Origin of the sequence: Rhodovulum kholense (assembly GCF_003053725.1) — a bacterium.
Lineage (GTDB): Bacteria > Pseudomonadota > Alphaproteobacteria > Rhodobacterales > Rhodobacteraceae > Rhodovulum > Rhodovulum kholense.
Genome location: NZ_QAYC01000008.1, coordinates 172,977 through 198,606, shown reverse-complemented (window position 1 = coordinate 198,606; position 25,630 = coordinate 172,977). Strand labels below are relative to the sequence as shown.

Annotated in this window: 26 protein-coding genes and 2 pseudogenes; 13 read left to right on the top strand and 15 right to left on the bottom strand. The window is 67.7% G+C overall.

The window, feature by feature from the left end; translation table 11 throughout:
- Nucleotides 1-417: 417 nt before the first annotated feature.
- Nucleotides 418-522: an integrase core domain-containing protein gene (locus C8N38_RS22315; RefSeq protein WP_425440044.1), complete on the bottom strand. Its 105-nt coding sequence runs from the start codon at nucleotides 520-522 to the stop codon at nucleotides 418-420.
- 444 nt (nucleotides 523-966) lie between these two features.
- Here C8N38_RS22315 and C8N38_RS22310 point away from each other — a divergent pair, with 444 nt between their 5' ends.
- From C8N38_RS22310 to C8N38_RS21140, 6 genes and pseudogenes are all read left to right on the top strand, one after another.
- Entirely contained in the window at nucleotides 967-1,188 is a 222-nt protein-coding gene (locus C8N38_RS22310; RefSeq protein WP_425440043.1) for a copper-binding protein, read from the top strand.
- A pseudogene (locus tag C8N38_RS21940) lies at nucleotides 1,127-1,603 on the top strand (efflux RND transporter permease subunit); the annotation flags it as partial. The gene C8N38_RS22310 and the pseudogene C8N38_RS21940, both read left to right, overlap by 62 nt.
- Before the next feature lie 176 nt (nucleotides 1,604-1,779).
- Nucleotides 1,780-2,115 carry a copper-binding protein gene (locus C8N38_RS21935; RefSeq protein ID WP_245895727.1) on the top strand — a complete coding sequence of 112 codons (336 nt, stop codon included), beginning with the start codon at nucleotides 1,780-1,782 and terminating at the stop codon, nucleotides 2,113-2,115.
- Nucleotides 2,116-2,652: 537 nt separating this feature from the next.
- The gene (locus tag C8N38_RS12415; protein ID WP_108027492.1) at nucleotides 2,653-4,251 is read left to right on the top strand and encodes a tyrosinase family protein; all 1,599 of its coding nucleotides are present in this window, start codon (nucleotides 2,653-2,655) and stop codon (nucleotides 4,249-4,251) included.
- A gap of 104 nt (nucleotides 4,252-4,355) precedes the next feature.
- Nucleotides 4,356-4,649 (top strand): hypothetical protein, encoded by a 294-nt coding sequence (locus tag C8N38_RS12410; RefSeq protein ID WP_108027491.1) that lies wholly within the window; start codon nucleotides 4,356-4,358, stop codon nucleotides 4,647-4,649.
- A complete protein-coding gene (locus C8N38_RS21140; RefSeq protein ID WP_146176267.1) occupies nucleotides 4,646-5,077 on the top strand; it encodes a hypothetical protein in 432 nt (143 codons plus the stop codon). Before C8N38_RS12410 ends, C8N38_RS21140 begins: the two co-directional genes overlap by 4 nt.
- Nucleotides 5,078-5,471: 394 nt before the next feature.
- Here the strand turns inward: C8N38_RS21140 and C8N38_RS21930 are convergent.
- From C8N38_RS21930 to C8N38_RS12390, 4 genes and pseudogenes are all read right to left on the bottom strand, one after another.
- Nucleotides 5,472-5,671, bottom strand: a pseudogene (locus C8N38_RS21930) (transposase); the annotation flags it as partial.
- Nucleotides 5,672-5,865: 194 nt separating this feature from the next.
- Nucleotides 5,866-6,810: a DUF6635 family protein gene (locus tag C8N38_RS12400; RefSeq protein ID WP_245895722.1), complete on the bottom strand. Its 945-nt coding sequence runs from the start codon at nucleotides 6,808-6,810 to the stop codon at nucleotides 5,866-5,868.
- A gap of 41 nt (nucleotides 6,811-6,851) precedes the next feature.
- Nucleotides 6,852-7,412 carry a 16S rRNA (guanine(966)-N(2))-methyltransferase RsmD gene (gene rsmD, locus C8N38_RS12395; protein ID WP_108027489.1) on the bottom strand — a complete coding sequence of 187 codons (561 nt, stop codon included), beginning with the start codon at nucleotides 7,410-7,412 and terminating at the stop codon, nucleotides 6,852-6,854.
- Complete coding sequence (locus C8N38_RS12390; RefSeq protein WP_108027488.1) at nucleotides 7,409-8,614, bottom strand: NAD(P)/FAD-dependent oxidoreductase; 1,206 nt, start codon at nucleotides 8,612-8,614, stop codon at nucleotides 7,409-7,411. Before C8N38_RS12390 ends, rsmD begins: the two co-directional genes overlap by 4 nt.
- Before the next feature lie 93 nt (nucleotides 8,615-8,707).
- Here C8N38_RS12390 and C8N38_RS12385 point away from each other — a divergent pair, with 93 nt between their 5' ends.
- The gene (locus tag C8N38_RS12385) at nucleotides 8,708-9,196 is read left to right on the top strand and encodes a peroxiredoxin (RefSeq protein WP_108027487.1); all 489 of its coding nucleotides are present in this window, start codon (nucleotides 8,708-8,710) and stop codon (nucleotides 9,194-9,196) included.
- Nucleotides 9,197-9,233: 37 nt separating this feature from the next.
- Here the strand turns inward: C8N38_RS12385 and C8N38_RS12380 are convergent, their stop codons facing one another.
- Genes C8N38_RS12380 through C8N38_RS12365 form a run of 4 tightly spaced genes read right to left on the bottom strand, consistent with a single transcriptional unit; the run spans nucleotide 9,234 to nucleotide 12,012 of the window.
- Nucleotides 9,234-9,527, bottom strand: coding sequence for a 4a-hydroxytetrahydrobiopterin dehydratase (locus tag C8N38_RS12380; protein ID WP_108027486.1), 294 nt, complete (start codon nucleotides 9,525-9,527; stop codon nucleotides 9,234-9,236).
- Complete coding sequence (locus C8N38_RS12375; RefSeq protein ID WP_108027485.1) at nucleotides 9,524-10,735, bottom strand: GNAT family N-acetyltransferase; 1,212 nt, start codon at nucleotides 10,733-10,735, stop codon at nucleotides 9,524-9,526. Before C8N38_RS12375 ends, C8N38_RS12380 begins: the two co-directional genes overlap by 4 nt.
- 48 nt (nucleotides 10,736-10,783) lie before the next feature.
- On the bottom strand, nucleotides 10,784-11,551 hold the full coding sequence (locus tag C8N38_RS12370) for a glycerophosphodiester phosphodiesterase family protein (protein ID WP_108027484.1): 768 nt from the start codon (nucleotides 11,549-11,551) through the stop codon (nucleotides 10,784-10,786).
- Nucleotides 11,548-12,012: a RidA family protein gene (locus tag C8N38_RS12365; protein WP_108027483.1), complete on the bottom strand. Its 465-nt coding sequence runs from the start codon at nucleotides 12,010-12,012 to the stop codon at nucleotides 11,548-11,550. The genes C8N38_RS12370 and C8N38_RS12365 overlap by 4 nt, the downstream gene beginning before the upstream one ends.
- Before the next feature lie 201 nt (nucleotides 12,013-12,213).
- On the opposite strand from C8N38_RS12365, the gene C8N38_RS12360 reads away from it, so the two are divergent.
- Together C8N38_RS12360 and C8N38_RS12355 are read left to right on the top strand one after the other, a co-directional pair.
- Nucleotides 12,214-12,957 carry an MlaA family lipoprotein gene (locus tag C8N38_RS12360; RefSeq protein ID WP_245895720.1) on the top strand — a complete coding sequence of 248 codons (744 nt, stop codon included), beginning with the start codon at nucleotides 12,214-12,216 and terminating at the stop codon, nucleotides 12,955-12,957.
- Entirely contained in the window at nucleotides 12,947-13,576 is a 630-nt protein-coding gene (locus tag C8N38_RS12355) for an MlaC/ttg2D family ABC transporter substrate-binding protein (protein ID WP_108027481.1), read from the top strand. Before C8N38_RS12360 ends, C8N38_RS12355 begins: the two co-directional genes overlap by 11 nt.
- 615 nt (nucleotides 13,577-14,191) lie before the next feature.
- On the opposite strand, the gene C8N38_RS12345 is transcribed toward C8N38_RS12355, so the two are convergent.
- The gene (locus C8N38_RS12345; RefSeq protein WP_108027479.1) at nucleotides 14,192-16,426 is read right to left on the bottom strand and encodes a transglycosylase domain-containing protein; all 2,235 of its coding nucleotides are present in this window, start codon (nucleotides 16,424-16,426) and stop codon (nucleotides 14,192-14,194) included.
- A gap of 260 nt (nucleotides 16,427-16,686) precedes the next feature.
- Between C8N38_RS12345 and C8N38_RS12340 the strand changes: the two genes are divergently transcribed.
- Both C8N38_RS12340 and C8N38_RS12335 read left to right on the top strand, forming a co-directional pair.
- Entirely contained in the window at nucleotides 16,687-17,025 is a 339-nt protein-coding gene (locus tag C8N38_RS12340) for a P-II family nitrogen regulator (RefSeq protein WP_075784302.1), read from the top strand.
- A 33-nt stretch (nucleotides 17,026-17,058) separates the two neighbouring features.
- Nucleotides 17,059-18,408 (top strand): ammonium transporter, encoded by a 1,350-nt coding sequence (locus C8N38_RS12335; protein WP_108027478.1) that lies wholly within the window; start codon nucleotides 17,059-17,061, stop codon nucleotides 18,406-18,408.
- An 87-nt stretch (nucleotides 18,409-18,495) separates the two neighbouring features.
- On the opposite strand, the gene C8N38_RS12330 is transcribed toward C8N38_RS12335, so the two are convergent.
- The 3 genes from C8N38_RS12330 to smpB all read right to left on the bottom strand — a co-directional run bounded on the left by C8N38_RS12330 (nucleotide 18,496) and on the right by smpB (nucleotide 21,092).
- Nucleotides 18,496-19,680 carry an amino acid aminotransferase gene (locus C8N38_RS12330; RefSeq protein ID WP_108027477.1) on the bottom strand — a complete coding sequence of 395 codons (1,185 nt, stop codon included), beginning with the start codon at nucleotides 19,678-19,680 and terminating at the stop codon, nucleotides 18,496-18,498.
- Nucleotides 19,674-20,546, bottom strand: coding sequence for a 3-mercaptopyruvate sulfurtransferase (gene sseA / locus C8N38_RS12325; protein WP_108027476.1), 873 nt, complete (start codon nucleotides 20,544-20,546; stop codon nucleotides 19,674-19,676). Before sseA ends, C8N38_RS12330 begins: the two co-directional genes overlap by 7 nt.
- Nucleotides 20,547-20,615: 69 nt before the next feature.
- Nucleotides 20,616-21,092 carry an SsrA-binding protein SmpB gene (gene smpB, locus C8N38_RS12320; protein WP_108027475.1) on the bottom strand — a complete coding sequence of 159 codons (477 nt, stop codon included), beginning with the start codon at nucleotides 21,090-21,092 and terminating at the stop codon, nucleotides 20,616-20,618.
- Nucleotides 21,093-21,669: 577 nt separating this feature from the next.
- Here smpB and C8N38_RS12315 point away from each other — a divergent pair.
- Nucleotides 21,670-22,149: a DUF4399 domain-containing protein gene (locus C8N38_RS12315; RefSeq protein WP_108027474.1), complete on the top strand. Its 480-nt coding sequence runs from the start codon at nucleotides 21,670-21,672 to the stop codon at nucleotides 22,147-22,149.
- 3 nt (nucleotides 22,150-22,152) lie between these two features.
- Here C8N38_RS12315 and C8N38_RS12310 read toward each other — a convergent pair whose 3' ends face one another.
- Both C8N38_RS12310 and dapA read right to left on the bottom strand, forming a co-directional pair.
- The gene (locus tag C8N38_RS12310; protein WP_245895718.1) at nucleotides 22,153-22,608 is read right to left on the bottom strand and encodes a TrmO family methyltransferase domain-containing protein; all 456 of its coding nucleotides are present in this window, start codon (nucleotides 22,606-22,608) and stop codon (nucleotides 22,153-22,155) included.
- Nucleotides 22,609-22,637: 29 nt separating this feature from the next.
- Nucleotides 22,638-23,513, bottom strand: a complete 876-nt coding sequence (gene dapA, locus C8N38_RS12305; protein ID WP_108027473.1) for a 4-hydroxy-tetrahydrodipicolinate synthase — start codon at nucleotides 23,511-23,513, stop codon at nucleotides 22,638-22,640.
- A gap of 178 nt (nucleotides 23,514-23,691) precedes the next feature.
- Here dapA and C8N38_RS12300 point away from each other — a divergent pair, with 178 nt between their 5' ends.
- Complete coding sequence (locus C8N38_RS12300; RefSeq protein WP_108027472.1) at nucleotides 23,692-25,617, top strand: lytic transglycosylase domain-containing protein; 1,926 nt, start codon at nucleotides 23,692-23,694, stop codon at nucleotides 25,615-25,617.
- Nucleotides 25,618-25,630: the final 13 nt, after the last annotated feature.

Sequence of the window (25,630 nt, the reverse complement as noted above, 5' to 3'; positions counted from 1 at the left end):
CATCTTCACCAGGCATCCGCGCACCACGTTGTGTATGCAATATACATAACGGTATCAGAGCCCCTTGGCGCCAGAAATCGGGCGAGGGCGCGGGATCGTTCCTCAGAAGACGTTGCCCGCACAGGAATTGCGCGCCCAAAGGGCAGCGCCACCCGCGGCAGAAGCCATTCGGGAAGACGCCGACCCGCGCCCCGTGTGTGCCTCCAGTCTGATGCGAAGCCTGCTCGACCATCCAGATGCCTCAACCCTGGTCCACCCGGAACTGGAAACGCGGGACTTTCCGCGCCAGGGGGCCGACTGCGCCGAGGGGACCAGCAATCGCTGTCAGCACCTTGTGCCAGATGGCGCTTTGGGGGGGGCGGTCCTGATGGTGGGACCCTTGCCCAGGCCCCATCTTTTCGCGGGCATCCGCAAGCGTCAGGAATTATGTGTGTTCAGGCATTCCTGGCGGAGCTTGCCGTTGAAGGTCTCGTTGAAAGAACTGTCCGTGGGCCTTCCGGGGCGGGAGGAATCGAAGGTCACGCCGCGCTGATAGGTCCAGCAACCCGGATCGCGGGAGACGAACTCGGGGCCTTGATCGCCCCTGATTGTCTTCGGGTGACCCGGACGCGGGTGAGCGGCACCGCCCTGCGGATGCCTTCAAGGCCGCCGCCGTCTTCGCCTATTCGGCCGTGCAGCCCCCCGGCGCGTCCGGACTGCCGCTCGGCCCCGACGGGGGGGCACCTGCATGGCAGTGGCCGGTGACAAGCAGGCGATCGGGTGCATGCCCACCGGTCGCGGGGCGATGGCCGACTTGCTGGCCGACCTGACCGGTCCCGAGGGCAACGAGCGCGATCTGGAAGCCTTCTCGATGGCCATCGCAAGATCAAGGAAGGCGTCCGGTCCCGCCTGCAAGTCGTGTCATGATCGCTTCGGAACCGTGCCCGTTCGCGGAAACGTCCATCGCCTGCGCCCCGCATCTCGCAAATGTCATCCGCAGAAGACCTCACAAGGCACCGGGGCACTTGTCTTTTCCCAAGGGGCTGTCATCCCGACGCGCGTGTCATCGTGATTGCACATGACCAGGTTGCGGATCTCGACTGGCCCGCGATGCGCACCGGATTCACCGCCGCGCGCGACGTGGCGCTTGATCCGGTCGGAAAACGCCCGCCGCACGGGGCTTGTCTTCATCGACATCGCCGGGCGTGACCTGGGCCGTTTCGTCGCCGAGACCCGCGCGGCCGTCAACCGCGAACTGACCCTTCCGCCGGGCGATTCCATCGCCTGGTCCGGGCAGCACGAATATATCGAACGGGTCCGCGTCCGTCTGATGCTCTTGGCTTCGGCAACGCTGCTGACGATCACGCTGATGCTGTTCATGGCGTTCCGGAGGATAACGGAGGTGGCGATCATCCTTGCGGCCCTTCCGGTTGCGCTGTCGGGCGGGGTCTGGCTGATTTGGTATATGGGCTTCGATCTGTCGGTCGCGGTCTTCGAGGGAGATCTGCTGCGCGTCCTGCCCAAGGTGATGACGGTGGCCACGATCTTCGCCGGGCGGATCCCCATCATGTACGGCAGTGCGACCGGGGCGGAGATCATGAGCCGCATTGCCGCGCCGATGATCGGCGGAATGGCCACGGCAACCTTGCTGACCCTGTTCGTGATCCCGGCGCTCTTCGTGATCTGGAAACGGGTCACGCTGGCCCGCACCAACCGGCCCCTGTCCCGCCCCCCTGTCCTCGTCCGGAGTGGCAACCGCCCCGGCCAACTGATCTTTCACGCCGCAGAACGGAGCTTCTCATGCGTAAAGTCCTTGTCTCCAAGCTACTCTCGCTTTCCCTGGCACCTGCCGCCCTGGCGCAGATGGACCATTCCCATATGGACCAGTCGCCCACACAGGCGACCGAACAGATGGTTCACGCCGAAGCCACGCTGGATGCGATCGGCGGCGGCTCGATCAACGTCAGCTACGGGCCCATTGCCGAGATCGGCTGGTCGACCGTGACGATGGACGTGCCGTTGATGGAGAGCGTGTCCCTTCCCGACGGCATCGAGCCGGGAGACGGGATCATCATGATGCCGGGCCGCGACAGCGACGGCATGTCTGCGATCAGCGGCGTCACGGCCAGCGGGTGAGCAGGCTTCTGCGGCAGCTTCGGCCGCGACCGCGCACCAAGCCATTGCTGCGGGTGCCTGGTCTGGCGCGGTCACGCTTTCGCGGCCCCAACGGCGCGCAGGACCGGGCTTCCTGCCCGCCGCCATTGCACAGAACTTCGGAAACGCGCAAAGCTGGGGCCTCACTGCGCCAGGTTGGAGGCCCCGGCATCATCCGGGCGGCCAAATATCCGCCTTGAGGCGGAAAGACGGGCGTTTGCCCCAGTGGCACGGCTTCGCCCGCGACCAAGGGTGGGGGCGAACCGCCTCGTCCGGCCGACGTTTTCAACAGCTCGGCAGCCTCCTGTCTTTCGCGGCAGGTGCGCGGGCAGCCTAAAAGTTCATTCAAAAAAGCCCTTCGGCGTGGTATTACTGCGGATACAATTTCAGACCTGCCGCGCCAGACGGCAGGATGCTCCGGACCGTGACGGTTTTCGGCCAATCTTGACAAGTTTTCCCGGCGACATCCCGCAGGCGCGGCCGGACAGCGACCATTGATTGCCATCGGGAGCATGTCAGATGACCGGAGCGATTCCCACGAACCGCCGCACTGTCCTGAAAGGCGGGGCGGCTCTTCTTGCCGTGCCTTTCCTTGCCCGCAGCGCCGCCGGGCAGGCCAGCCACCTGCGCGTCAGCATGACCAGCGAAGAGGGCATCGCCCACCTGCAGACCTATCGCAAGGCCGTTGCCGCGATGTGGGCGCTCGATCCCTCGGACCCCCATAACTGGTTCCGCTACGCGATGATCCACCTGATGGACTGCCCGCATGGCAACTGGTGGTTCTTCGTCTGGCACCGCCCCTATGTCGCCCATCTGGAACGGATCGTCCGGATCTACGGCGAGGACGAAGCCTTTGCCATGCCCTACTGGGACTGGACCGCCGATCCCTTCGTCGCGGACACGTTCTTCGCCAGCAGCACCTATCCCGACAACGCCCTCGATCCCTCGAGCAGCCATTACCCGGACTGGGACAGCTTCGAGAGCGCCTATCACGACCCGATCGAGGCCTTCTGGAACGGCCTCAGCGATGCGCAGAAGCAACAGGAAAACCTGCGGGGCTTCCCCGATTTCGACAGCTTCTGGACCACGGGCGTGCAACCCAATTTCAACGCCAATCCCGCCGACGGGCGCTCGAAGACGGCCGCCGCCCCGGATCTGACCCCGCCCGCCTCGGATGCGGTCATGCTGCCGGTCATCGAGGCCGGGCTCCGGCCCGAGATCTTCACGACCGTGGTCGGAAGCGGGCAGGCCCGCACCGGGTTCAACAGTCCCGAAAGCCAGAACCACCACCAGGGTGTGGGCGCCGCCATCCTCGAGGGTCAGCCGCACAACAAGGTGCACAACGATCTGGGCAACGCCGCGGGCGGCTGGATGCCCTCGCTTCTGTCCTCGGTCGATCCGATCTTCTTCATGCATCACTGCAATGTCGACCGGCTCTGGGACGTCTGGACGACGAAAGAACGGACTGCGGGCCGGACCGCCTTGCCCACGGCAGAGGAGGCCCCGCGCTTCGACCCCGAGCCCTTCCTCTTCTACATCGGCGATGCCGGGCAACCTGCCCCCAGCACCGCCGGCGCCTCGATGGACATCGCGCCCTGGGGCTATGCCTACACGCCTGGCTCGGGGTCCGCTTCCGCCGCGGGGCTGCAGTCCCGGCGCGGCATCGCTCCCAATGCAACCGCCCAGGCAAATGAAGGCTTCGGCCTGAACGAGGGGGCCACCGCCAGTCTTTCGCTGCCCGAAGGCGCGGCCGCCGCCGGGGCGGAAGAAACGCGGCAGGTTGCCCAGGTCACCTTCACGCCTCCGAGGACGGTAAAGGGGCTGCGCTTCGATGTCTTCGTGTCTCCCGCCGGGGAGACGCCCGAGCTGTCCGAGGACAGCCCCGGTTTCGCCGGCTCGTTCGAGTTCTTTGGCATGTTGCACGGCCATGGCCACGATTTCACGGCGGTCATCGACGTGACCGATGCCGTGGAGCGCCTGCGTGAAGCCGGAACGCTGCCGGAAAGTGGTGCGATCGATGTGACGCTGGCGGCTTCGGGAACGGGGAGGGAAGACCGGACACTCGAATCCGCGCCATTGGAGGGGGTCTTCAAATCGGTCGTCTTGGAAAGCTTCTGACCCGCATCCTCCGCGCGCCGGCCGGACCGGCGGCCGCGGTCCTTGTCTGGGCCGCCGCCGCAGCTTCTCAGGCGGCGGGCGGCGGAACCGGCACGGACCCGCCGGTGATCGATGTGGTCTCGGGGTCGGACCCTTTGGTCCTTGCCGTGCGCACGGGGCCGCTGCCGGCGGGCGCCGAGCTGGTGCTTGAGACGCCGGAGGGGCTCCGCATCGGCTCGGTGTCTCCCTTCGGCGCGACCGCTGCCACGTCCCCCGCCGAGCAGGTCCATCTCGTTCCGGTCCCTGCGGGAACCCTTCCGGACGGCCGGACCGAGATCCGCGCCAGGCTGATCCTGCATGGTTCTGAACGGGCCGCGACGGCCCGCGAATTTCTCGGCGTGGCGATCATCGGCAATTGAAAGCCCGGTCCCGGCCGCTGCTGATCGGTTCGACGACGGAATTGTCCAGCCCCGAAGACCCGGAACTGCAGATCCACTCGCAAGGTCTGGGGGCAGCCAATTTCGCGCCTTCGATCTTGCGTCAACGCCTGGCCAATCGGGCAGGTGCAGGCCGGAAGTTCCCTCGTCGCGATGTGAAGTCAGCCCAACCTGAAGGATCAGACGACATGGGGAAAGGCCGGTTCCGCATCCTGGCCGTGAACGGCGATTGCCGCCACGAGATCCTCGCGCTGATCGCCGACACCGGCATCTCGGAGGAACGGGAGGGGGGCGGGACTCAGATCCCGTCCGACGCGCGCCGGGCGCCTGGGCGCTCGGAGGGCCCCGCGCCCGGCGCGCTAGCCCAACCCGAAACCGACCAATATCAAACCAAAGGTGTCTCGCTATGATCGAGGGACGGCAGGGGGAAAGGTCACGAGCTCGGCCGCGATCCTCCCATGCGACCAGCCCGCCGCACGGCGCGCGGCCACAAGGTCCCGGTTTGCCTTGTCTTTCCGGAAGCAGGGCCGCCGCTGCCGGTCGCGGAGCGGCTCCATCGGTTTGCCGAAAAGATCGACCGCCCCGGGCTCGGGGGAAAATCGTCTGTCATCGGAAAAAACTTCCGACTGGCGAAGCCGCCGGTCTCTGACCCCGGGACTTCCGGAGTTTGGCTCCCGGGGGTGTCGGGCTCAGTCGCCCGCCGCCCGTTCCGTGCATTGCTGCGTGCCGTCATGCCAGACCTTCGACACGGTCTGCAGGCTCCTCTAAGCCCATAAACGCAAAGGATAGCTCAGGTGTGGGCGGATCGCCGAGCCTCCGGCGCTTATTGGCCAAGTCCCGCACCGTCAGGCCTCTGAACCGGGCCGTCCAATTGCGGAAGGTCCCGTCCGACATGCCGTTTGCCTGACGCGTGACCTGCGGCACAGGTCCGCGCATGTCGCACCCGCCTCAGACTCGGCCAGGATGCCGATGATCTGCTCGTCCGTTTCATTTTCCGTCTTCAGGTCAGGCCCGACGGTCATCGATGGTGGAGGCAAAATCCCGTTGCAGGTCAGCGCGTCGCGCCAAGACAGACCCTTGCGATATCGGAGAACGGGCTCATCAGCGCGGGTCAGTTGAACCGCTTACGGTTCGTCCTTCTGCTTGGTTCAAATACCCATGACGCAACAGGTGCCACGGGGCCTGGCTCCGGGCTGGCTCAACCACGCATCAGCCGGATCGCGGCCAGTCCCGCGTCGGAAAGGTCGAGAAGCCGCGCGAAATAATGTTCGCGTGCGGCGAAGCCGCGCCGCCCGGTGCCGGTGAAGGCATCCTCGAGGGCGTCGATCAGCCGGTTGAGGCGGCGCTGATGCATCCCGAGCGCCACCTGCACCGGGTCGGCGATCACGCCCGCGAAGGCGGCGACCAGCGCGCCGAGGCCGATCAGAGGCACGGTGATCGCGACGGTCATCCAGGCGGGCGCGGCCGTGGGAAAGATCCCGTACCAGGCGGTGCCGAGAAGCCCCCCCAGCGGGAAGGCGGCAATGGCGGCCTGATGCGCGACGATGGCGGCGATCCCGGGAGCGAAGGACACCATGCCGGGCGTCAGCGACTGGAAGGCCAATGCGCCCGCGCCCATCGTGCCCAGCGCCGTGGTCATCTCGGCCACCGCCGAGCGGGTGCCGCCATAGTCCCCGAGTGCCCGGGCGCCCAGGGCGGGGGCCTCGGCCCGCGCCTCGACCAGCGCCGCAAGGTCGGGCCGGGCGAGGATCGCGCGGGCCAGCGCATCCTTGCCGCTGGCGCCGCCGGGGCCGTCCCAAGGCAGTTCCAGAAGGTCGACCACCACCGCGCGTTCCGCGGCCGTGGCGACGGCGGTGGGCAGCAGGATCTGCCGCGTGCCGAGCCAGGCCGAGACGCGCCGCGCGCCCATGCGTCCCGCCCCCCAGGCGCCCAGCCGGGACAGGATCAGCACCGGCGACAGCATCACGTTGACCGGCGCCTTGAGCACGTCCCAGCCCAGCGCATGACGATGCAGCCGCAGCGCGCCGACGATCCCGAACCGGCGCCGGGCAAAGGCCGGCACGCGCGCGCGCCGCGCGGCGAAATAGCTGCGCGCGGCGGCGATCAGGGCGGCATCGGTGTCGTGGCTCAGAGGCTCGGTCATGGCCGATCAGATGGGGGGGCGGGGGCTGCTCGGCAAGCCGGTCAGAGGGCTTCGAGGATGTATATTCCGGTTTCGCCATAGCGGCGGCTGTCCAGAAGCGCGACTCCCTCGGGCGGGGTCACCGCCGCGCCCTCTTCCCAGACGATCAGCGCCCCCGGCGCGATCCAGCCGCCCGCAAGCGCGGCGGCCAGGGCGCGTTCGCCAAGGCCCTTGCCATAGGGCGGGTCCAGGAAGACCAGCGTCGCGGGCGCCTCGGGGGCGGGGCCGGGACGGGTGGCGTTCCGGCGCAGGATCGTGCACTCGGCCTCGGCCCGGCACAGCACCACATTCTCGCGGATCAGCGCCAGTGCCTTGGTGCCGTCATCGACGAAGGTGACATGGGCGGCGCCGCGCGAAAGCGCCTCGAGCCCCAGCGCGCCGGTGCCCGCGAAAAGATCGAGCACGCGCGCACCGTCGACCGGGTCGCCATAGCCGCCGTTCAGCAGCAGATTGAAGAGGCTTTCGCGCACCCGGTCGGTCGTGGGGCGCAGATGCGCCGCCGGATCGCCCTTGCCGACCGAGGCCAGCGCCCGGCCCCGGAACCGGCCCGCCACGATCCTCATGCCGTCATCAGCGCCTTGAGGTCGCCGGCCGCGACGGTGGCGGGATCGGGCGAGCGGCCCGCCTCTATCAGACGCTTGGCGGTCATGTAGGCGCGCGGGTCGTTCATCGCGTCGATCGCCAGCAGCTCGGCGCCGCGATAATACCAGTGGCTCAGGCTGCCCGCGCGGTCGCCGGGGCGCACCACCACTCGGTCATAGCCGAGGTTCAGCCCCGCGATCTGCAGCTTGACGTCGTACTGGTCGGACCAGAACCACGGCTTGGGCACATAGGGGGTGTCTGCGCCCAGCATGTTGGCCGCCACCGCCTCGGCCTGATCGATGGCGTTCTGCACGCTTTCCAGCCGGATCCGGCCGCCCCGATAGGGCAGGCTGGTGCAATCGCCCGCGGCCCAGATCGCGGGGTCCGAGGTCCGGCCCATCGCATCGACCGCGATGCCTGCCTCGACCGTCAGCCCGGCCGCCTCGGCCAGCGCGGTCGCGGGGGCGACGCCGATCCCGAGGATGACGAAATCGGCCTCGATGATGCTGCCATCGGCCAGCTCGGCGCCGGTGACGCCGGTTTCGCCCACAAGCCGGGTCAGGCCGGTCGCCTCGCGGATCTCGACGCCATGGGCGGCATGCAGCGCGCGGAACCAGTCCGAGGTCTCGGGCGCGGCCACGCGCTGCAGGATGCGCGGCGCGGCCTCGATCAGGGTGACCTTCAGCCCCAGACGGGACGCGACGGCCGCCGCCTCGAGCCCGATATAGCCGCCGCCGACGATCAGCACTCGGGAGCCGGGGCGGAAGGCGGGCGCCATCGCGTCGACATCGGCGAGGCTGCGGACCACATGCACGCCCTTGAGCGCGCCGCCGATCTCGGCGGGCAGCCGCCGGGGGGCGGCGCCGGTGGCGAGCGCCAGCATGTCATAGGCGATTTCCTCGCCCTCCAGCAGCACGCGGCCGCTGGCACGGTCGATGCCTTTCACCGGCGTGCCCAGGCGCAGATCGATCCCGGCCTCGGCGTAGAAGGCGGGCGGGCGCAGATAAAGCCGGTCCAGCGGCATCTCGCCCAGCAGGTATTTCTTCGACAGGGGCGGGCGCTGATAGGGCGGCGCGGCCTCGTCGCCGATCAGGGTCAGCTTGCCCGCATGGCCAAGCGCCCTCAGTTTCGCGGCCAGCGCCGCGCCTGCCTGGCCGGCGCCGATGATGACGATGTGGGGCATTGGGGTTCGCTCTGGGGTTCCGCTCTGGCACGATCCGGCCTGCACACTATCTGAGCCGCGAAACGCAATGCAATGCATCAGGAGGAAGATGTCATGGCGATTTCCGAAGGCGACCGACTGCCGGAGGCGAGCTTTACCGAAATGGGGGCGGACGGGCCGGGCGCCGTCTCGCTGGCCGACAAGCTGAAGGGCCGCAAGGTGGTCTTGTTCGCGGTGCCGGGGGCGTTCACGCCCACCTGTCATTCGGCGCATATGCCAAGCTTCATCAAGGCGAAGGACAAGCTGGCTGCCAAGGGTGTCGACGAGATCATGTGCGTGGCCGTCAACGACCCCTTCGTGATGAAGGCCTGGGGCGAGGCGACCGGCGCGCATGCGGCGGGTATCACCATGCTGGCCGATGCCGATGCCAGCTTCACCAAGGCCATCGGCATGGATTTCGACGCGCCGCCGGTCGGGCTGATTTCGCGGTCCAAGCGCTATGCCATGCTGGTCGAGGACGGCGTGGTGAAGAAACTCAATGTCGAGGCCAGCCCGGGCGAATGCTCGATCTCGGCGGGCGAGACCCTGCTGGAACAGATCTAGGACCTGCGCCCGTCCCTTCGGGGGCGGGCGTCCGCGCTCAGGCCAGCGTGTCCATCTTTCGCGCGAGGTCCACGTCCTTCATGGTCAGCCCGTCCGCGTCATGGGTCGACAGCGTGACCTCTACGGTCTTGTAGACATTGGTCCATTCGGGGTGGTGGTTCATCTTCTCGGCCCAGAGCGCGGCGCGGGTCATGAAGCCGAAGGCCGAGACGAAATCGCCGAATTCATAGGTCTTGGCGATGGCGTCGCGCCCCTCGACCGCCGCCCAGCCCTGGGCAAACAACGGCGACAGTTCCAGCTTGCGTTCGTCCTCGGTCAGTTTTCCGGTCATTCCTGTTCCTCCTCTTGGTCTTTCGCGGTCTTGCGGAACGGCCCGTAGGCGGTGATTACCTCGATCTCTTCGGCGACGGCCTCGCGCTCGGCCCGCAGGAAGTGGTCGACCGCGGCGCGCAGCCCCGGATCTGCGATCCAGTGCAGCGAATGGGTGGGCGTCGGCAGGTAGCCGCGCGACAGCTTGTGCATCCCCTGCGCCCCCGCCTCGACGGTATCGAGGCCCTGGGCGATGGCGAAGTCGATGGCGCGATAATAGCACAACTCGAAATGCAGGCAGGGGTGATCCTCGATGCAGCCCCAGTAGCGCCCGTAAAGCCGCGAGCGGCCGATGAAGTTCAGCGCGCCCGCGACCGGTCGGCCGTCGCGTTCGGCCAGCACCAGCAGCATGTCGTCGCGCATGGTCTCGTGCAGCCGGTCGAAGCAGGCGCGCGTCAGGTAGGGCGTGCCCCATTTCCGCGCCCCGGTATCCTGGTAGAACCGCCAGAAAGCGTCCCAGTGCTCGGGCCGGATCTCGTCGCCGGTCAGCGCCCGGATCGAGCCGCCGAAGTCCTGCGCCGTGGCGCGTTCCTTGCGGATGTTCTTGCGCTTGCGCGAGGACAGCGTGGCGAGGAAGGCGTCGAAATCGGGATAGGCGCGGTTTTCCCAGTGGAATTGCTGGGTCACGCGGTGCAACAGCCCCATCTCGCGGCCCGCCTCGGCCTCGGCCTCGGTGCAGAAAGTGATGTGAACCGACGACAGCGCGTTCTGGGCTGCCAGTCGTACCGCGCCCTCGACCAGCGCCGCCCGGCCGCGCGTCTCTTGCCCCGGGCGGGTCAGAAAGCGGCGGCCGGTCGCGGGCGTGAAGGGCACCGCGATCTGCAGCTTGGGGTAATACTGCCCGCCCGCCCGTTCATAGCCGTCGGCCCAGCCATGATCGAAGATGTATTCGCCCTGGCTGTGGGATTTGGCGTAAAGCGGCGCGACGGCAAAGACGCCGCCTTCGTCGCGGGCCACCAGATGATGCGGCTGCCAGCCGCTGCCGGGCCCGACCGAGCCGCTGTCCTCCAGTGCCGCGAGAAAGCGGTAGGTGGTGAACGGATCTTCGGGACGGCCGCCATCTGCCGCTTCGGGGCAGGCGCAGGCCTGCCACTGGTTTTCGTCGATCTGGTCGATCGAGGTCAGTACCTCGATCTCGACCTGGTCTGCCTCGAGTTCACGCGCGCGCATCTGTCCTGCCCCGGCTTTCCCCTTGAGGTGGGGCCGCCGGGGGCCGGGTCAAGCGTGCCGCGCCGCGGCATAGCCCTCGAAGGTGACGTTCGCGGCGACCGTGCGGGCAATGGCCTCGTCGGCGGGGCTGCGGATCGTCCAGCACAGGATCGCAGCGCCCCGGGCCTTGAGTTCGGCCACCCGCGGCCGCGCCAGATCGCGCCACAGATGCGAGATGAACGAGGCGCCGACCCGGTCGTAATCGGGGATCTCGCGCAGCGTGTCCCGCACCGGGGCATGCAGCGTCGGCCAGTCCTTCGCCTCGTAGGCGCAGGTCGTCAGCCCGCGCGGCCGGTCGGGCGCGGCCTCGGCCAGCGCGGCCACGCTGTGCGGGTTGAAGGACATCAGCGCGATCGGGCCGTCATAGCCCTTGAGTACCCCGGCCACCGCCCGTTCCAGCGGACCGACATCGGCACCCATCGTCCCGTCCTGATCCTTGATTTCGATCAGCAGCGGTACGCGCCCGGCGACCTCGTCCAGCACTTGCGTCAGCGTCGGGATGCCGTGCCTGCCGCCGGTCTGCGGAATAGACCCCAGCTCGGCCGCGGTCCGGCCCGTCACCGGGCCGGTCTCGCCCGTCAACCGGGCGAGGTCGTAGTCGTGAAACACCATCGGCACGCCGTCGGCCGAGGGCTGGATGTCGATTTCGATGCCGTAGCCCCCAGCGATGGCGGCGCGCACCGCCTCGATCGAGTTCTCGGGCCGCCCGGCCGCGCGGTCATGGAACGCGCGGTGGGCGAGGGGGCCCGTCAGGAAGGCCGGAGGCAGGGGGCTCATGCGATTTCGAAGATGCCTTCGATCTCGACCGCGACGCCGAAGGGCAGCGAGGCCGCGCTGACCGCCGAGCGCGAATGCCGCCCGGCATCGCCCAGCGCCTCGACCAGAAAGTCCGAGGCGCCGTTGATCACCTTGGGCTGCTCGCCGAAGTCCGGGGTCGAGTTGACGAAGCCGGTCAGCTTGACCACCCGGACCAGCCGGTCGAGTTCGCCGCCGCAGGCCGCCTTGAGCTGGGCCAGAAGCGAGATCGCGCAGGCCTTGGCGGCCTCGGCGCCGGCGGCCACGTCCATGTCGGCGCCCAGCTTGCCCTGGATCATCGCGCCATCCCGGGCCGAGACCTGGCCCGAGACGAAGACCAGCGCGCCCGAGGTCACGTAGGGCACGTAATTCGCTGCGGGGGCGGGGGCATCGGGAAGGGTGACGCCGAGCTCGGCCAGTCTGGCCTCGTATTTGCCGCTCATGTGGTCTCTCCGAAAGGGGTGGATCGTCGGTTCGGGCCGAAGCTACCCCCGCGCCGTGCCGGGCGGAACCCGTAAAATTCCTGCAACGCCGGGGCCGTCCGGTGCGCGTCGGCTCTTGTGATCCGCGCCAGAGCGTGGTTCCTTGACTGGGTCTCGATATAAGACTGGATCCAGCTCGTGTCGTCTTTGCGGAAAGCCACCTTGTGGTCGGGCCGTCTTGCGGTTCTTTCCACTGTCCTTCTTCTGTCCGCCTGCGCGCGCCCCGAGGCGCCCGGCACGATCCGTGACCCTTACGAATCGCGGAACCGGCAGATTCACGAGGCCAACAAGTCGCTCGACCGCGGGGTTTTCCGCCCTGTCTCGACCGCCTATGGCAAGTCGGTGCCGCGTCCGGTCCGGACCGGCGTCAGCAATTTCGCCTCGAACCTGTCGCTGCCCGGTGCGATGATCAACAGCCTGCTGCAGTTCCGCCCCGGCGATGCGGTGCAGAACGGCACGCGGTTCCTGATCAACACCACGGTTGGGCTGGGCGGGATCTTCGACCCGGCCACGCGGATGGGCGCGACGAAGGTCGATACCGATTTCGGCGAAACGCTCTATGTCTGGGGCATGCGCGAGGGCGCCTATGTCGAATTCCCGGTGCTGGGTCCGATGACCGAACGCGCCATGGTTGGCCGCGCCGTCGATTTCGCGATGAACCCGCTGCGCCCCCTGGCCAACTCCGAAGAGCGCAATGTGATGACCGGCACCGGCGTCCTTCGGGGCGCGGATGCACGATATGAAAATTCGGATCTCGTAGATTCGGTCCTATATGAAAGCGCAGACAGCTATGCGCAGTCGCGCCAGATCTATCTGGACAGCCGGCGCCACAAGCTGAGCCGCAACCAAGAGACCGATTACTTCGACCCCTACGAGGATCCCTATGAAGACCCCAATGCCCAGTAAGCCCGTCCTCGCCCCGACCCGCCGCAACCTGTTGCTGACCGGTCTGGCGGCGGGTGCCGCCCTGGCCGTGTCCGGCCTGACGCCCGGACGCGCCCTTGCCCTGACCACCGAAGAGGCCTCGCGCCTGATCGACAGCGTGGTCGGCGACATCAATAGCGCGATCAATTCGGGCGGATCCGAAGCCCAGATGTTCTCGAAATTCGAGCGGATCTTCGCGCGCTATGCCGATGTGTCGGTGATTGCACGGTCCGTTCTGGGCGTTGCCGCGCGGCAGGCCAGTTCGGCGCAGCTGAGCGCCTTCACTGATGCCTTCCAGGGCTATATCGCCCGCAAGTATGGCCGCCGTTTCCGCGAATTTGTCGGCGGTGATATCAAGGTGAACCAGGCGCGCCAGGTGAAGAACTTCTACGAGGTCAAGTCGACCGCGCTGCTGCGCGGCCAGTCCCCGGTCGAGGTGGTGTTCCTGGTCTCCGACCGCTCGGGCAGCAACAAGTTCTTCAACATCTTCATCGAAGGTGTGAACATGCTGGCCAGCGAGCGAACCGAGATCGGCGCCCTGCTGGACAAGCGCCGCGGCGATATTGGCGCGCTGACCCGCGACCTTCGATCGCTGGGCTGACACCGGCCGTCCGGCTTGGCGACGGTTTCCGCAAGCCCTTGGCACTGCCCCGGGGCCGGGCGCATGTCCGCGCGCTGAGGGGCCTGCCTTCCCCGAAAGTTTCTTTCGGGACGCGCAGGCTCCCCGTCGGCCGCAGCAGACTGCGACACGGTTTCGACCTCAAGCTGAGGCGCACGCGGGGCTCTGCTTGCGTCGGGCTGACTATATGTCGGGCTGGTCCGGGCTCTCGGCGATGGGCAGGCCAGCCGGCCCCGGACTCCGCCTGAAGACCGCCTGCAACGCGTCTCGCTGGGCGGCGACGTTCCCTGGATCGACCCGTTTGACGAGGAAAAGTCCGGTCGGGTGACCATGCCAGACCATCGCCGTCAGCGCGATGCATCTGACGATGGGAAAGGCGATGGAGCGGCTCTGCCTCGCCGCCGTGCGGGGCGTTTCCAGACTGCCAGCGCTCGTCGAAGGTAAGGGCTTCCCGCTCTGCGGCCTCATGACATGTGCTGGGCAAAGTCTCTTCCTCCCCGGCCGCGACGAGGAATGCCGCCCCGGCTCTGCATTCCATGACGGGCCGCGCGGCCGAGCGGACTGGCTCGGCGGCCAGGTCGGGTCGGCCGCGACAGGTCAGTTTCGGGCGCCGAACGCCCCGAGGACGCTGCGCAGGATGTTCTCGGCCAGGTTGCCGCCGTCGTCGCGGTTGTCCTGCGCAGGCTGTTGCTGGCCCCATCCGCCGGTCCCGGGCCCGGCCGACTGGCCCGGATAGCCGGGCTCGCCGGCGACGGGCGGCGGCGCCTCTTCGGGCAGCAGCATCGGCAGCGGCCGGGGCGGCACGCCCTCGTGGACCCGGACCATGGCCTCATGCCAGATCTCGGCGGGCAGGCCGCCGCCGGTCACGCCCTTCAACGGCGTGTTGTCGTCATAGCCCATCCAGACCCCGGCCACGTAATCGGCCGAAAAGCCGATGAACCAGGCATCGCGCGCCGCCGAGGTGGTGCCGGTCTTGCCCGCGACCTGACGGTCGGCCAGCTTGGCCCGGTGCCCGGTCCCCGCCTCGACCGCGCGCCACATCATGTAGACGAGGCTTTGGGCCGCGCGTTCGGAGATCACCCGTTCGCCCATGCCGCCCTCCTGACCCATCAGCGGTGTGTCATCGCCCTTCAGCCGCAGCTCGGTCAGGCCGTAGGGGGTCACGCTCGACCCGCCGTTGAGGATGCCTGCATAGGCACCGGTCATGTTGATCAGGGTCGATTCAGAGGCCCCCAGCGCCAGCGCGGGGCCCGCGGCCAGATCGGCCTGAAGCCCGAAGTCATGGGCGATGCGGCGCACGTTCTCGCGGCCCACCGCCTCGGACACCTTGACCGCCGGAATGTTCAGCGAATGCTGCAGCGCTTCGGTCAGGGTCACTCGGCCGCGGAACTTGTGGTCGTAATTGTCGGGCGAATAGGGGCCCGAGCCGGGCACGTTGATGGTATAGGGCTCGTCCACCACGGTCGCGTTGGGGGTGTAGCCCAGATCGAGCGCCGCGGCATAGACGAAAGGCTTGAACGACGACCCGGTCTGCCGCAGCGCCATGGTCGCGCGGTTGAACCCGCCGACCGCGGTCTGGCGCCCGCCCACCATGGCCCGGACCGCGCCGTCGGCCGACATCACGATGATCGCGGCCTCGGCCTTCGAGCCGTCCTTGACCTTGGTCTCGAACACCTCCTTCAGCGCGTCTTCGGCCGCCTTCTGGATGCGCGCATCGAAGGTGGTGCGGATGATCACGTCCTCGGTGGTGTCGCGGGTCAGGAAATCGGGGCCCGCGCCCATCACCCAGTCGGCGAAATACCCGCCCGCGCGCGACTCGGCGGCTTCGGACAGCTTCGCCGGGTTGGCCTTGGCGATGGCGGCCTGTTTCGGCGTGATGTAACCTTGGTCCTGCATCAGCCCGATGATCAGGTTCGCCCGGTCGCGCGAGCGTTGCAGGTTGTTGGTAGGCGCATAGGTCGTGGGGGCCTTCAGGAGCCCCGCCAGCATCGCCGCCTCCGAGACGTTGACCTGGTTCGCGGACTTGCCGAAATAGCGCTGGGCGGCGGCCTCGAAGCCGCGCGTGCCCGCGCCCAGATAGGCGCGGTTGAGGTAGATCGTCAGGATCTCGTCCTTGGTGTACTTCACCTCCATCGCCATGGCGTAGAGGGCTTCCTTGATCTTCCGGCCCAGCGTGGTGCGGCGGCAGTCGGCCTCATAGGCGGCCTCGGTCTTCCAGGTCTTCGAATCGTAGGGCACGCCCAGGCACAGAAGCTTGGCGGTCTGCTGGGTGATGGTGGACCCGCCGTTGCCGGACAGCGGGCCGCGTCCCTCGGCGAGGTTGATCCGAATCGCCCCGGCGATGCCGCGCGGGCTGATGCCGAAATGGCGGTAGAAGCGGCGGTCCTCGGTCGCGACGACGGCGTTCTTCAGCGCAGGGGCGACGGTCGTGGCGGTGATCTGGCCGCCGAACTGTTCGCCGCGCCAGGCAAAGACCTTGCCGTCGCGGTCGAGCAGGGTGACCGAGCCGCGATTCCGCCCGTCAAGAAGCGCCGTCATCTCGGGCAGTTGCTGCTGGAAGTAGAAGACCCCGCAGCCGATGATGAAAACGCCCAGCAGCGCCAGCCGCACCGCCGTGCCCAGAAGCGACCGGAAGAGGCCGCGAAAGAGGCCCGAGATCGCACGGAAAAGCGGATTTCCGCGCCTTGTGCGCCCGCCCCGCCGTCCGCCGCCACTGCCCCCGCCGCTGCGGGTCCGGGGCTTGCGGCCGCTCGGCTGCGCTTTGCGCGCGGTTTTCTTCGGATAGCGCCGATCCGCCACCAGGGGCGGCGGCCTGCGTCCCGTGCTGCCCATTTCCGTCGACTGCCTCGTCTGCCTTTTGCCCGCACCATATCGCGCGCGCGCCGGATTGTGGAGGTCGAAGGCGTCGCGCGGCGGGTTTTCAGAATGCCCGAAATTACAGCGTAGATGCATATCTGTGCAAAAATTGTGCATTATCGCCCGCCTCACGCCCGGTTCCTGACCTCGATCCGCTTGTGTCCGGTGGGCTTCGCGGCCCTTCCTTGCCGCTGTGAAAACCCGCAGGGGCCACCTGCTCAACGGAGGGGCACAACGTGAAACTCATCATTGCTGCAATCAAGCCGTTCAAGCTGGAGGAAGTGAGGGAAGCCCTCACCGCAATCGGCGTGCGCGGCATGATGGTGACCGAGATCAAGGGCTTCGGCTCGCAGTCCGGTCACACCGAGATCTACCGCGGTGCGGAATATGCCGTGAACTTCGTTCCGAAAGTGAAACTCGAAATCGTCGTGACCTCGGCCATGGCCGATCAGGTCGTCGAGACGATCGCCAAGACCGCCAAGACCGACAAGATCGGCGACGGCAAGATTTTCGTGCTGGACGTGAACCAGGCGGTGCGTGTCCGGACCGGCGAAACCAACGAAGACGCGGTGTGACGCGGACGTATCAGGGATAGAGAGACAACGAAAATGGCGAATATCAAACATATTCTCGGCCTGGCGGCGCTGACCGCGACGGCCGCGGCGCTTCCGGCGCTGGCACAGGATGCCGCCGCGGCCGTCGAGGCCGCCGCCGAAGCCGCGCCGATCATGGACAAGGGCGACACCGCCTGGATGATGACCGCGACGATCCTGGTTCTGTTCATGACCATGCCGGGCCTGGCGCTGTTCTACGGCGGCCTCGTGCGTCAGAAGAACATGCTGTCCGTCCTGATGCAGTGCACGCTGATCACCGCGATGATGATGGTGATCTGGGTGTTCTGGGGCTACTCCTTCGCCTTCGGCGGCGGCACCTCTCCGTTCTGGGGCGGCTTCGGCAAGCTGTTCCTGTCGGGCGTCACCGTCGATTCGACCGCCGCGACCTTCACCGACGGCGTGGTGATTCCCGAATACGTGTTCATCGCCTTCCAGATGACCTTTGCCGTCATCACGCCCGCGCTGATCGTCGGCGCCTTCGCCGAGCGGATGAAATTTTCGGCCGTGCTGCTTTTCATCGCGATCTGGACGACCTTCTGCTACTTCCCGGTGGCCCACATGGTCTGGGACGGAGCGGGCCTGCTGTTCAACCTTGGCGCGCTGGACTTCGCCGGCGGGACCGTGGTCCACATCAACGCCGGGATCGCGGCGCTGGTCGGTGCCATCATGGTCGGTCCCCGCATCGGGCTTGGCAAAGAGAACATGGCGCCCCACTCGATGACGCTGACCATGGTCGGGGCCTCGATGCTGTGGATCGGCTGGTTCGGCTTCAACGCCGGGTCCAACCTCGAAGCCAACGGCTTCACCGGCCTGCCCTTCATCAACACCTTCGTTGCCACCGCCGCCGCGATCCTGTCCTGGTCGGCCGTCGAGGCGCTGACCCGTGGCAAGGCCTCGATGCTGGGGGCCGCTTCGGGCATGGTTGCGGGCCTCGTCGCGATCACCCCGGCCTGCGGCCAGCTGGGTCCGATCGGTGCCATCCTGCTGGGCCTGATCGTGTCGCCGATCTGCTACTTCTTCGTGGCGACCGTGAAAGCCAAGTTCGGCTATGACGACGCGCTGGACGTGTTCGGCGTGCACGGTATCGGCGGCATCGTCGGCGCGCTGGGCACCGGCCTCTTCGGCGGCTCGATGTTCGGCGGTCAGGGCGGCGAGGACTACTCGACCATCGGTCAGACGATCGTTCAGGCCGAGGCCGTGCTGGTCACCATCGTGTGGTGCGGTGTGGTTTCGGTGATCGCCTACAAGATCGTCGACATGATCGTCGGCCTGCGTGTCGATACCGACAGCGAACGTCAGGGCCTCGACCTCACCAGCCACGGCGAGTCGGCCTACCACAGCTGAGCCGCGACCCGGGTCCTCAAGAATGCGAACGGCGGGGAAGTTCCCCGCCGTTTCCTTTTGTGCCTGTGCCGCGCTGGACGGGGCGGGCTAGAGCCCGGCCGCCAGCATCGCCTCGGCCACTTTCGGGATATTGGTCTCCGACAGCCCGGCAAGGTTGATCCGCCCGTCGCCGACCACATAGACGCCATGGGTCTCGCGCATCGCGGCGACCTGGTCCGGGGTCGCGCCGATCAGCGAGAAAAGCCCCTTCTGCCCGGCGAGGAAGGCGAAGCGGTCCGACCCGCTGGTTTCGCGCAGCCGGTCGGCCAGCGTTCGGCGCAGGGTTTCGATCCGGCTGCGCATGGTTTCCAGCTCGGCGGCCCAGTCGGCCCGAAGCTCGGCATTGCCAAGGATCGCGGTCACCACGCGCGCGCCGTGATCGGGCGGGAAGGCGAAGTTTTGGCGGTTGAGGTTCGAGAGGTTCCCTCGCACCAGCTCGCGCGCGGTCTCGTCCGGGGTCAGCGCCAGCACCGCTCCCACGCGTTCGCGGTACAGCCCGAAATTCTTCGAACAGCTGACCGAGACCAGCATCTCGGGCAGCGCCCCGGCCAGCAGCCGCAGCCCGGCGGCATCGGCCTCAAGCCCGGCGCCGAAGCCCAGATAGGCCAGATCGACCAGCGGCAGCGCGCCGGTGCGGCCCAGGATCTCGGCAATCGCGGCCCAGTCCGCCGGCGTCAGCTCGGCGCCCGTGGGGTTGTGGCAGCAGCCATGCAGGATCACCACATCGCCCGGGCCGGTGGTCTCGAGATCGGCCAGAAGGCCCGAGATGTCGAGCGCATGCGCCCCGGCGTCGTAATAGCGGTAGGCGACTTCGCCGAGCCCCAGGAAATTGACGATGGCGGCATGGTTGGGCCAGGAGGGCGCCGGGATGAAGACCCGCGCCTTGCGGTCGGCAAGCCGCACCAGCTCCAGCGCCTGCCGCACCGCGCCGGTGCCGCCGGGGGTCGCCACCGCGGCGACGCGGCCCGCGGGCACGGCCTCGCCCAGGACCAGCGTCCGGATCGCGTCGAGAAAGGCCGGATCGCCCTCGATGCCCACATAGCCCTTGCTGTCCTGAGTGCGCCACAGGGTCTCTTCCGCCGCCTTGACCGCCCGCATCACCGGGGTCCGGCCCTCGGCGTCGCGATAGACGCCGACGCCGAGGTCGATCTTGTCCGTGCGCGGGTCCGCGCGGAATTGCTGCATCAGCCCGATGATCTTGTCAGGGCTTTGCGGGGAAAGGCGGTTCAGCATCGTGCAGGTCCCGTTTCGACCGGAAGGTCTCCGTACATGCCCCATTCCGACCACGAGCCGTCATAGAGCGAATGGGTGCGATGCCCGATCACCTCGAGCGCGAGGCTGAGGATGGCGGCCGTCACGCCCGAGCCGCAGGAGGTGATGACCGGCTTTTTCAGGTCGACCCCGGCGGCCTCGAACACGGCTTTCAGCGCCTCGGGGCTTTTCATCGTGGCATCGGGGTTCAGCAGGGTCGCGAAGGGCACGTTCTTCGAGCCGGGAATATGGCCAGAGCGCAGCCCCGGCCGCGGTTCCGGGTCCTTGCCCTCGAAGCGCGCGGCCCCGCGGGCATCGACGATCTCGTAATCGCCAAGCTTCGAGGCGGCCGCGACCTGGGTCACGTCCTTGACCAGCCCGGCCTGGCGCTGAACCGTCATGTGGCGGTCGCGCACCATCGGCGGCAGGTCCTCGACCGGGCGCTCTTCGGCCCGCCATTTCGGAAAGCCGCCATCCAGCACCGCGATATCGGTCTTGCCCATCAGCCGGAAGGTCCACCAGACCCGGGCGGCCGAGAACAGGCCCGCGCTGTCATAGACCACCACCTGATGGCCGTCGCCCACGCCCATGGCGCGCAGGCGGCTGATAAACTTCTCGGGCGGCGGGGCCATGTGCGGCAGGGTCGACCGCTGGTCGGAAATCTCGTCGATATCGAAGAAGCGCGCGCCGGGAATATGGGCCGCCTGATACTCGGCGCGGGGATCGCGCGGGGTGTCGGTGGCAAAGACCGGTCGACAGGAGGCATCGAGGATCCTCAGATCGGGATCGTTCAGATGCGCCGCAAGCCAGTCCGTCGAGACCAGCGTTTTCGGATCGTCGTAGCTCATGACCTCCCCCTCCGGCTGCGCAGACACCGTTTCCCTTAGAACGGCGCCCGTGCCGAGGCAAGGCGGGTGTCAGCCGTGGTCCTTCAAAAGCCGGGCCTTCTGGCGCTGCCAGTCGCGCTTGGCTTCGGTTTCCCGCTTGTCCTGGGTCTTCTTGCCCTTGGCGATGCCGATCTTCAGCTTCACCAGCCCCTTGTGGTTGAAGTACAGCACCAGCGGCACCAGCGTGTAGCCCTTGCGCTGGGTGTCGGACCAGAGCCGAGCCATTTCCTTGCGGCTGACCAGAAGCTTGCGCTTGCGGCGTTCCTCATGGCCCCAGGTGCGGGCCTGTTCGAAGGGCGGGACATAGCCGTTGACCAGCCACAGCTCGCCGTCCTCGACCGAGGCATAGCTTTCGGCGATGTTGGCGCCGTTCTCGCGCAGCGACTTGACCTCGGAGCCCTGCAGCATGATCCCGCATTCGAGGTCGTCCTCGATCGCGTAATCGTAACGGGCCCGCCGGTTCTCGGCGATCACCTTGTAGTTCGGGTCGGACTTCGCATTGGCCATGGTGGAGGCGATATAGGCTATCGCGGGCCGCCATGAAAGGGCGCCCGCCCTCGGCCGCAGCTTATGTTGCATTTCGCGAAACGCAGCGTTTCGGAATTGCGCGGTGCGATTGTGGCAACATCCGGGCAGCGTCACAGTTTCCGCCCCCGAAACGGACTCGGGGCCTCAGCGCCCGAAACGGCGCCTCGGCCCGCGGCTGCGGGCTCTGGCGGAAACGGTTGTCCAAAGTGACCCAGGGTCACGTTTGTCGGTCCGTCGAAGACATATCAAATTTGATCATAATTCTTCCCGACTGCGGTCCGAATCGAAGCGCCATATCGGAGTTATGGATCGACGTGTTGTTACCGATCCTGTGTGAAGGGTCGCGTATCTGGCCTGTAGCAAGTGCAATGTTACTTGGGGCGCACCACGTGAATGGTGACTTCGGTTGGTGTGACCGGTGCGCCCCAGGGGTTTCCTCCAGCCTCGCCGATTGCACGCCGGATTGATCCGGTGCCGGTCCGGGCTAGCTCCTGACCGGGCCCGGTCCGGGCGACCGGACCGCGCCCCGCAGGCCTGCACAGGAAGGGAGGACCCCATGTACGCTCGCCCCGCCACTCTGTCCCCAGCCAAGCCGTTCGCGGTCTCTTGTCTGGTTCCGTCCCTGGCATTTGCCGCGCTGACGGCGCTGGCGGTTCCGGCTTTGGCCGATGACCACCGGACGCCCTCGCCCGACGGCGCGCGGGTGTTCATCGTCAGTCCTGAAGATGGCGCCACGGTGTCCTCGCCGCTGTCGGTCGTCTTCGGCATCGAGGGCATGGAGGTGGTGCCGGCCGGCACCGACGCGCCCGCCAGCGGCCATCACCACCTGATCGTCGACGCGCCGCAAGAGGGCTTCGATTTCTCGCAGGCTGTTCCGGCAGACGACCATCACATCCATTTCGGCGGCGGCCAGACCGAAACCACGATCGAGCTTGAACCTGGTCCGCATACGCTCTGGCTGCTCCTGGGCGACGCGAACCACGTGCCCCACGATCCGCCGGTCATGTCAGAGCCGATCGAGGTGATGGTCGAGTAGGCCCTAATCAGCCGTTCCCGGCGGCAGGTCGACCGACGCAAGCCAGGGCTTGATGTCAAGCAGCGGCGTGCCGTCGAAGCAGTCGAGCGCATCGACGGTTACGCTCCCGGCGCGCAGATCGAGCGCGGTAATGGTCACTGTCGACTGGCTGATGGTGTTGGGCCGGTTCGGCGAGCGCAGCGCGAAGGTTCCGCGCGGACCGTCCACATGGCGCGGCGCCTGCACCAGCAGGTCGCGGCGCGCCCGGTCCATCCAGTACAGCACGATCACCGGCTGACCGACCGCAAGCCCTGACAGCGCCGGTGCGAAGACCGGATCGATCTCAAGGATGGCGGGCGCGCCCCGTTCGCGCGCCCGATGGATATTCTTGGGGCAGTCTTCGGGGCCCCAGGGCGTCCGTGCCCGGCCGATGACGCGCAGCGCCGGACCGTCGGCGGGGCCGAGATCCCCGGCCGCCACCTCGCCGGGACGCAGCCCGTCCGGCCCGCTCAGTTCAAGAGCCCGGCATGCCGCATGGCGGCGTCGATCCGGTCCTTGGTGCCCTCGGTCAGTCCGACCAGCGGCGAGCGGACCTCTTCGCTGCATTTGCCCAGCCGCGACAGCGCGTATTTCGCCCCGGCGACGCCCGGTTCGAGGAAGATCGCGATATGCAGCGGCATCAGCCGGTCCTGCAGCTCCAGCGCCTTGACATAGTCGCCCACAAGAGTCGCCTCTTGGAACTCGGCGCAAAGCCGGGGCGCCACGTTCGCGGTGACCGAGATGCAGCCCCGCCCGCCATGGGCGTTGAAGCCCAGCGCGGTGCCGTCCTCGCCCGACAGCTGCAGGAAGTCGGGGCCGCAGGTGATCCGCTGTTTCGGCACGCGGGACAGATCGCCGGTCGCGTCCTTGACGCCGATGATCCGGGGCAGCTTCGCCAGCTCGCCCATGGTCTCGGGGGTCATGTCGACGACCGACCGGCCGGGGATGTTGTAGATGATAATCGGCAACTCGCAGCAGTCGTGCAGCTCGGTGAAATGCCGGATCATGCCCGCCTGGGTCGGCTTGTTGTAATAGGGCGTGACCACCAGCGCGGCATCGGCCCCGACCTTTTCGGCATATTGCATGAAGCGCACCGCCTCGGAGGTGTTGTTCGAGCCCGCGCCCGCCACCACCGGCACCCGGCCGTCGACGGTCTTGACCACCGCCTCGATCACCGCCTCATGCTCGGCATGGCTGAGCGTGGGGCTTTCGCCGGTGGTGCCCACCGGGACGAAGCCATGGCTGCCTTCGGCCAGCTGCCAGTCGACCAGACGCTTGAGCGTGTCGAAATCCACGGCGCCGTCCTTGAACGGCGTCACCAGGGCTGGAAGGGACCCTTTTATCATGACACGCTCCTTTTCATCTGTGTTCGATGGCCTGTTCTGATAGCCTTGGCGCGAGTCGTGCGCCCGCGCAGCGCGCCGGACCCTATAGCGCCGGCCGCCCGTTGCCAAGTTTGTGAATTGCCCGCATAGACCGCTGCGTGAGACCTTGCCAATCGCCCTTTGCCGACCCAGCCCCGACATGCGTGCCCTGATCCTGCTTTTCCTGATTTCACTGGCTGCTCCGGTCCTCGCGGCCGAGCCCACCGCCCTTGCCAAGGCCATGGTCGCCGTTCGCGCCGACCGCTGGGCCGAGGCCCGTCAACTGGCCCGTCCGGCCGGTCAGGTCGCGCTCGACATCGTCGAGTGGCGCAGGCTGCGCGCGGGCGAGGGCAGCCTTGACGACTACCGTGCCTTTCTGGCCCGCAATCCCGACTGGCCCGGGCTCGACAAGGTGCGGACCTCGGGCGAGGGCGCGATTGGGGCCGGAGACGATCCGGCGGCGGTGGTGGCCTTCTTCGGCGGGCGGGCCCCGGTCACGGGCGAGGGCGCGCTGCGGCTGGTCGAGGCCGAGGCGGCGCTGGGCCGGACCGGCGAGGCCCAGGCGGCGGCGGTGGCGGCCTGGCAAAGCCTGCCGCTGTCCGAAGCCGCACAGTCGGCGCTTCTGGCGCGGTTCGGCCGCACGCTGGCCGGGCAGCATGTGGCCCGGCTCGACACGCTTCTGTGGGAGGGGCACGACATTTCGGCCGGGCGGATGCTGAGCCTCGTGCCCGAAGGCTGGCAGAAGCTTGCCGCGGCGCGGATAGCGCTCCGCAATCAGGACCCGGGGGTCGACGCCCGGATCGCGGCGGTGCCGACCTCGCTTCGGAACGATCCGGGCCTCGCTTATGAACGCTTCATGTGGCGCACCCGCAAGGGCCGGGGCGAGGATGCCATCGCGCTTCTGGACGAGCGCAGCACGTCGGCCCAAAGCCTCGGACGCCCGGCGCTCTGGGCCGGGTGGCGGCGGTACTATGCTCATCAGGTGCTGCGCGAGGGCAACCCGAAGCTCGCCTATCGCCTCGCCTCGCGCCACCATCTGAGCGCGGGCGCAAGCTATGCCGAACTGGAATGGCTGTCGGGCTTCATCGCGCTGCGCTTCCTCGACAAGCCCGAGACCGCCTTGACCCATTTCCGCGCCTTCGAGGCGGCGGTCCGGACCCCGATCAGCCTGGGCCGCGCCGGCTACTGGGAAGGCCGCGCGCTCGAGGCGATGCGCCATCCGCAGGAGGCCCGCGCCGCCTATGCGATGGGCGCCCAGTTCCAGACCAGCTTTTACGGGCTTCTCGCGGCCGAGCGCGGCGGCATCGCCATGGACCCCTCGCTCGCCGGGCGTGACTATTACCCCGACTGGCGCGCCCAGCCTTTCGCGCGCAGCTCGGTGGTTTCGGCCGCCTTTCTTCTGCACGAGGCGGGCGAACAGAATCTGGTCGAGATGTTCCTGACCCATCTGGCCGAAAGCGCCGATCCGGCCGGGCAGCGCGCGCTGGCGGGGCTGGCGCTGGAACTGAACGACCACCATGTCGCGCTGCGCATCGCCAAGACCGCCGCCGAGACCGGCAATGTCATGGTCGAGGCCTATTTCCCGGTGACCGAGATCGCCCGCACCCGGCACCCGGTGCCGACCGAGCTGGTGCTGTCGATCGTGCGCCGCGAAAGCGAGTTCGACCCCTCCGTCGCCAGCGGCGCCGGGGCGCTGGGGCTGATGCAGCTGATGCCGACCACCGCCAAGGCGATGGCCGACGAGCTGTCGGTGCGCTATTCCAGTTCCGCCCTGACCGCCGATCCGTCCTATAACGCGCGTCTCGGTGCGGCCTATCTGGCGCATCTGGTCGAGGAATTCGGCCCCAACCCGGTGCTGGTCGCCGCAGCCTACAATGCCGGGCCCAGCCGGGCGCATCGCTGGGTGTCTGAACAGGGCGATCCGCGCGCGGCCGGGGTCGACGTGATCGACTGGATCGAGCTGATCCCGTTCACCGAGACCCGCAACTACGTGATGCGGGTCACCGAGGCCCTGCCGATCTACCGCGCGCGGCTGGCGGGCCGGACAGGTGCCGTCACCCTGTCGAAGGAGCTGAAGGCGAACTGAGCGCCCGCCTTCA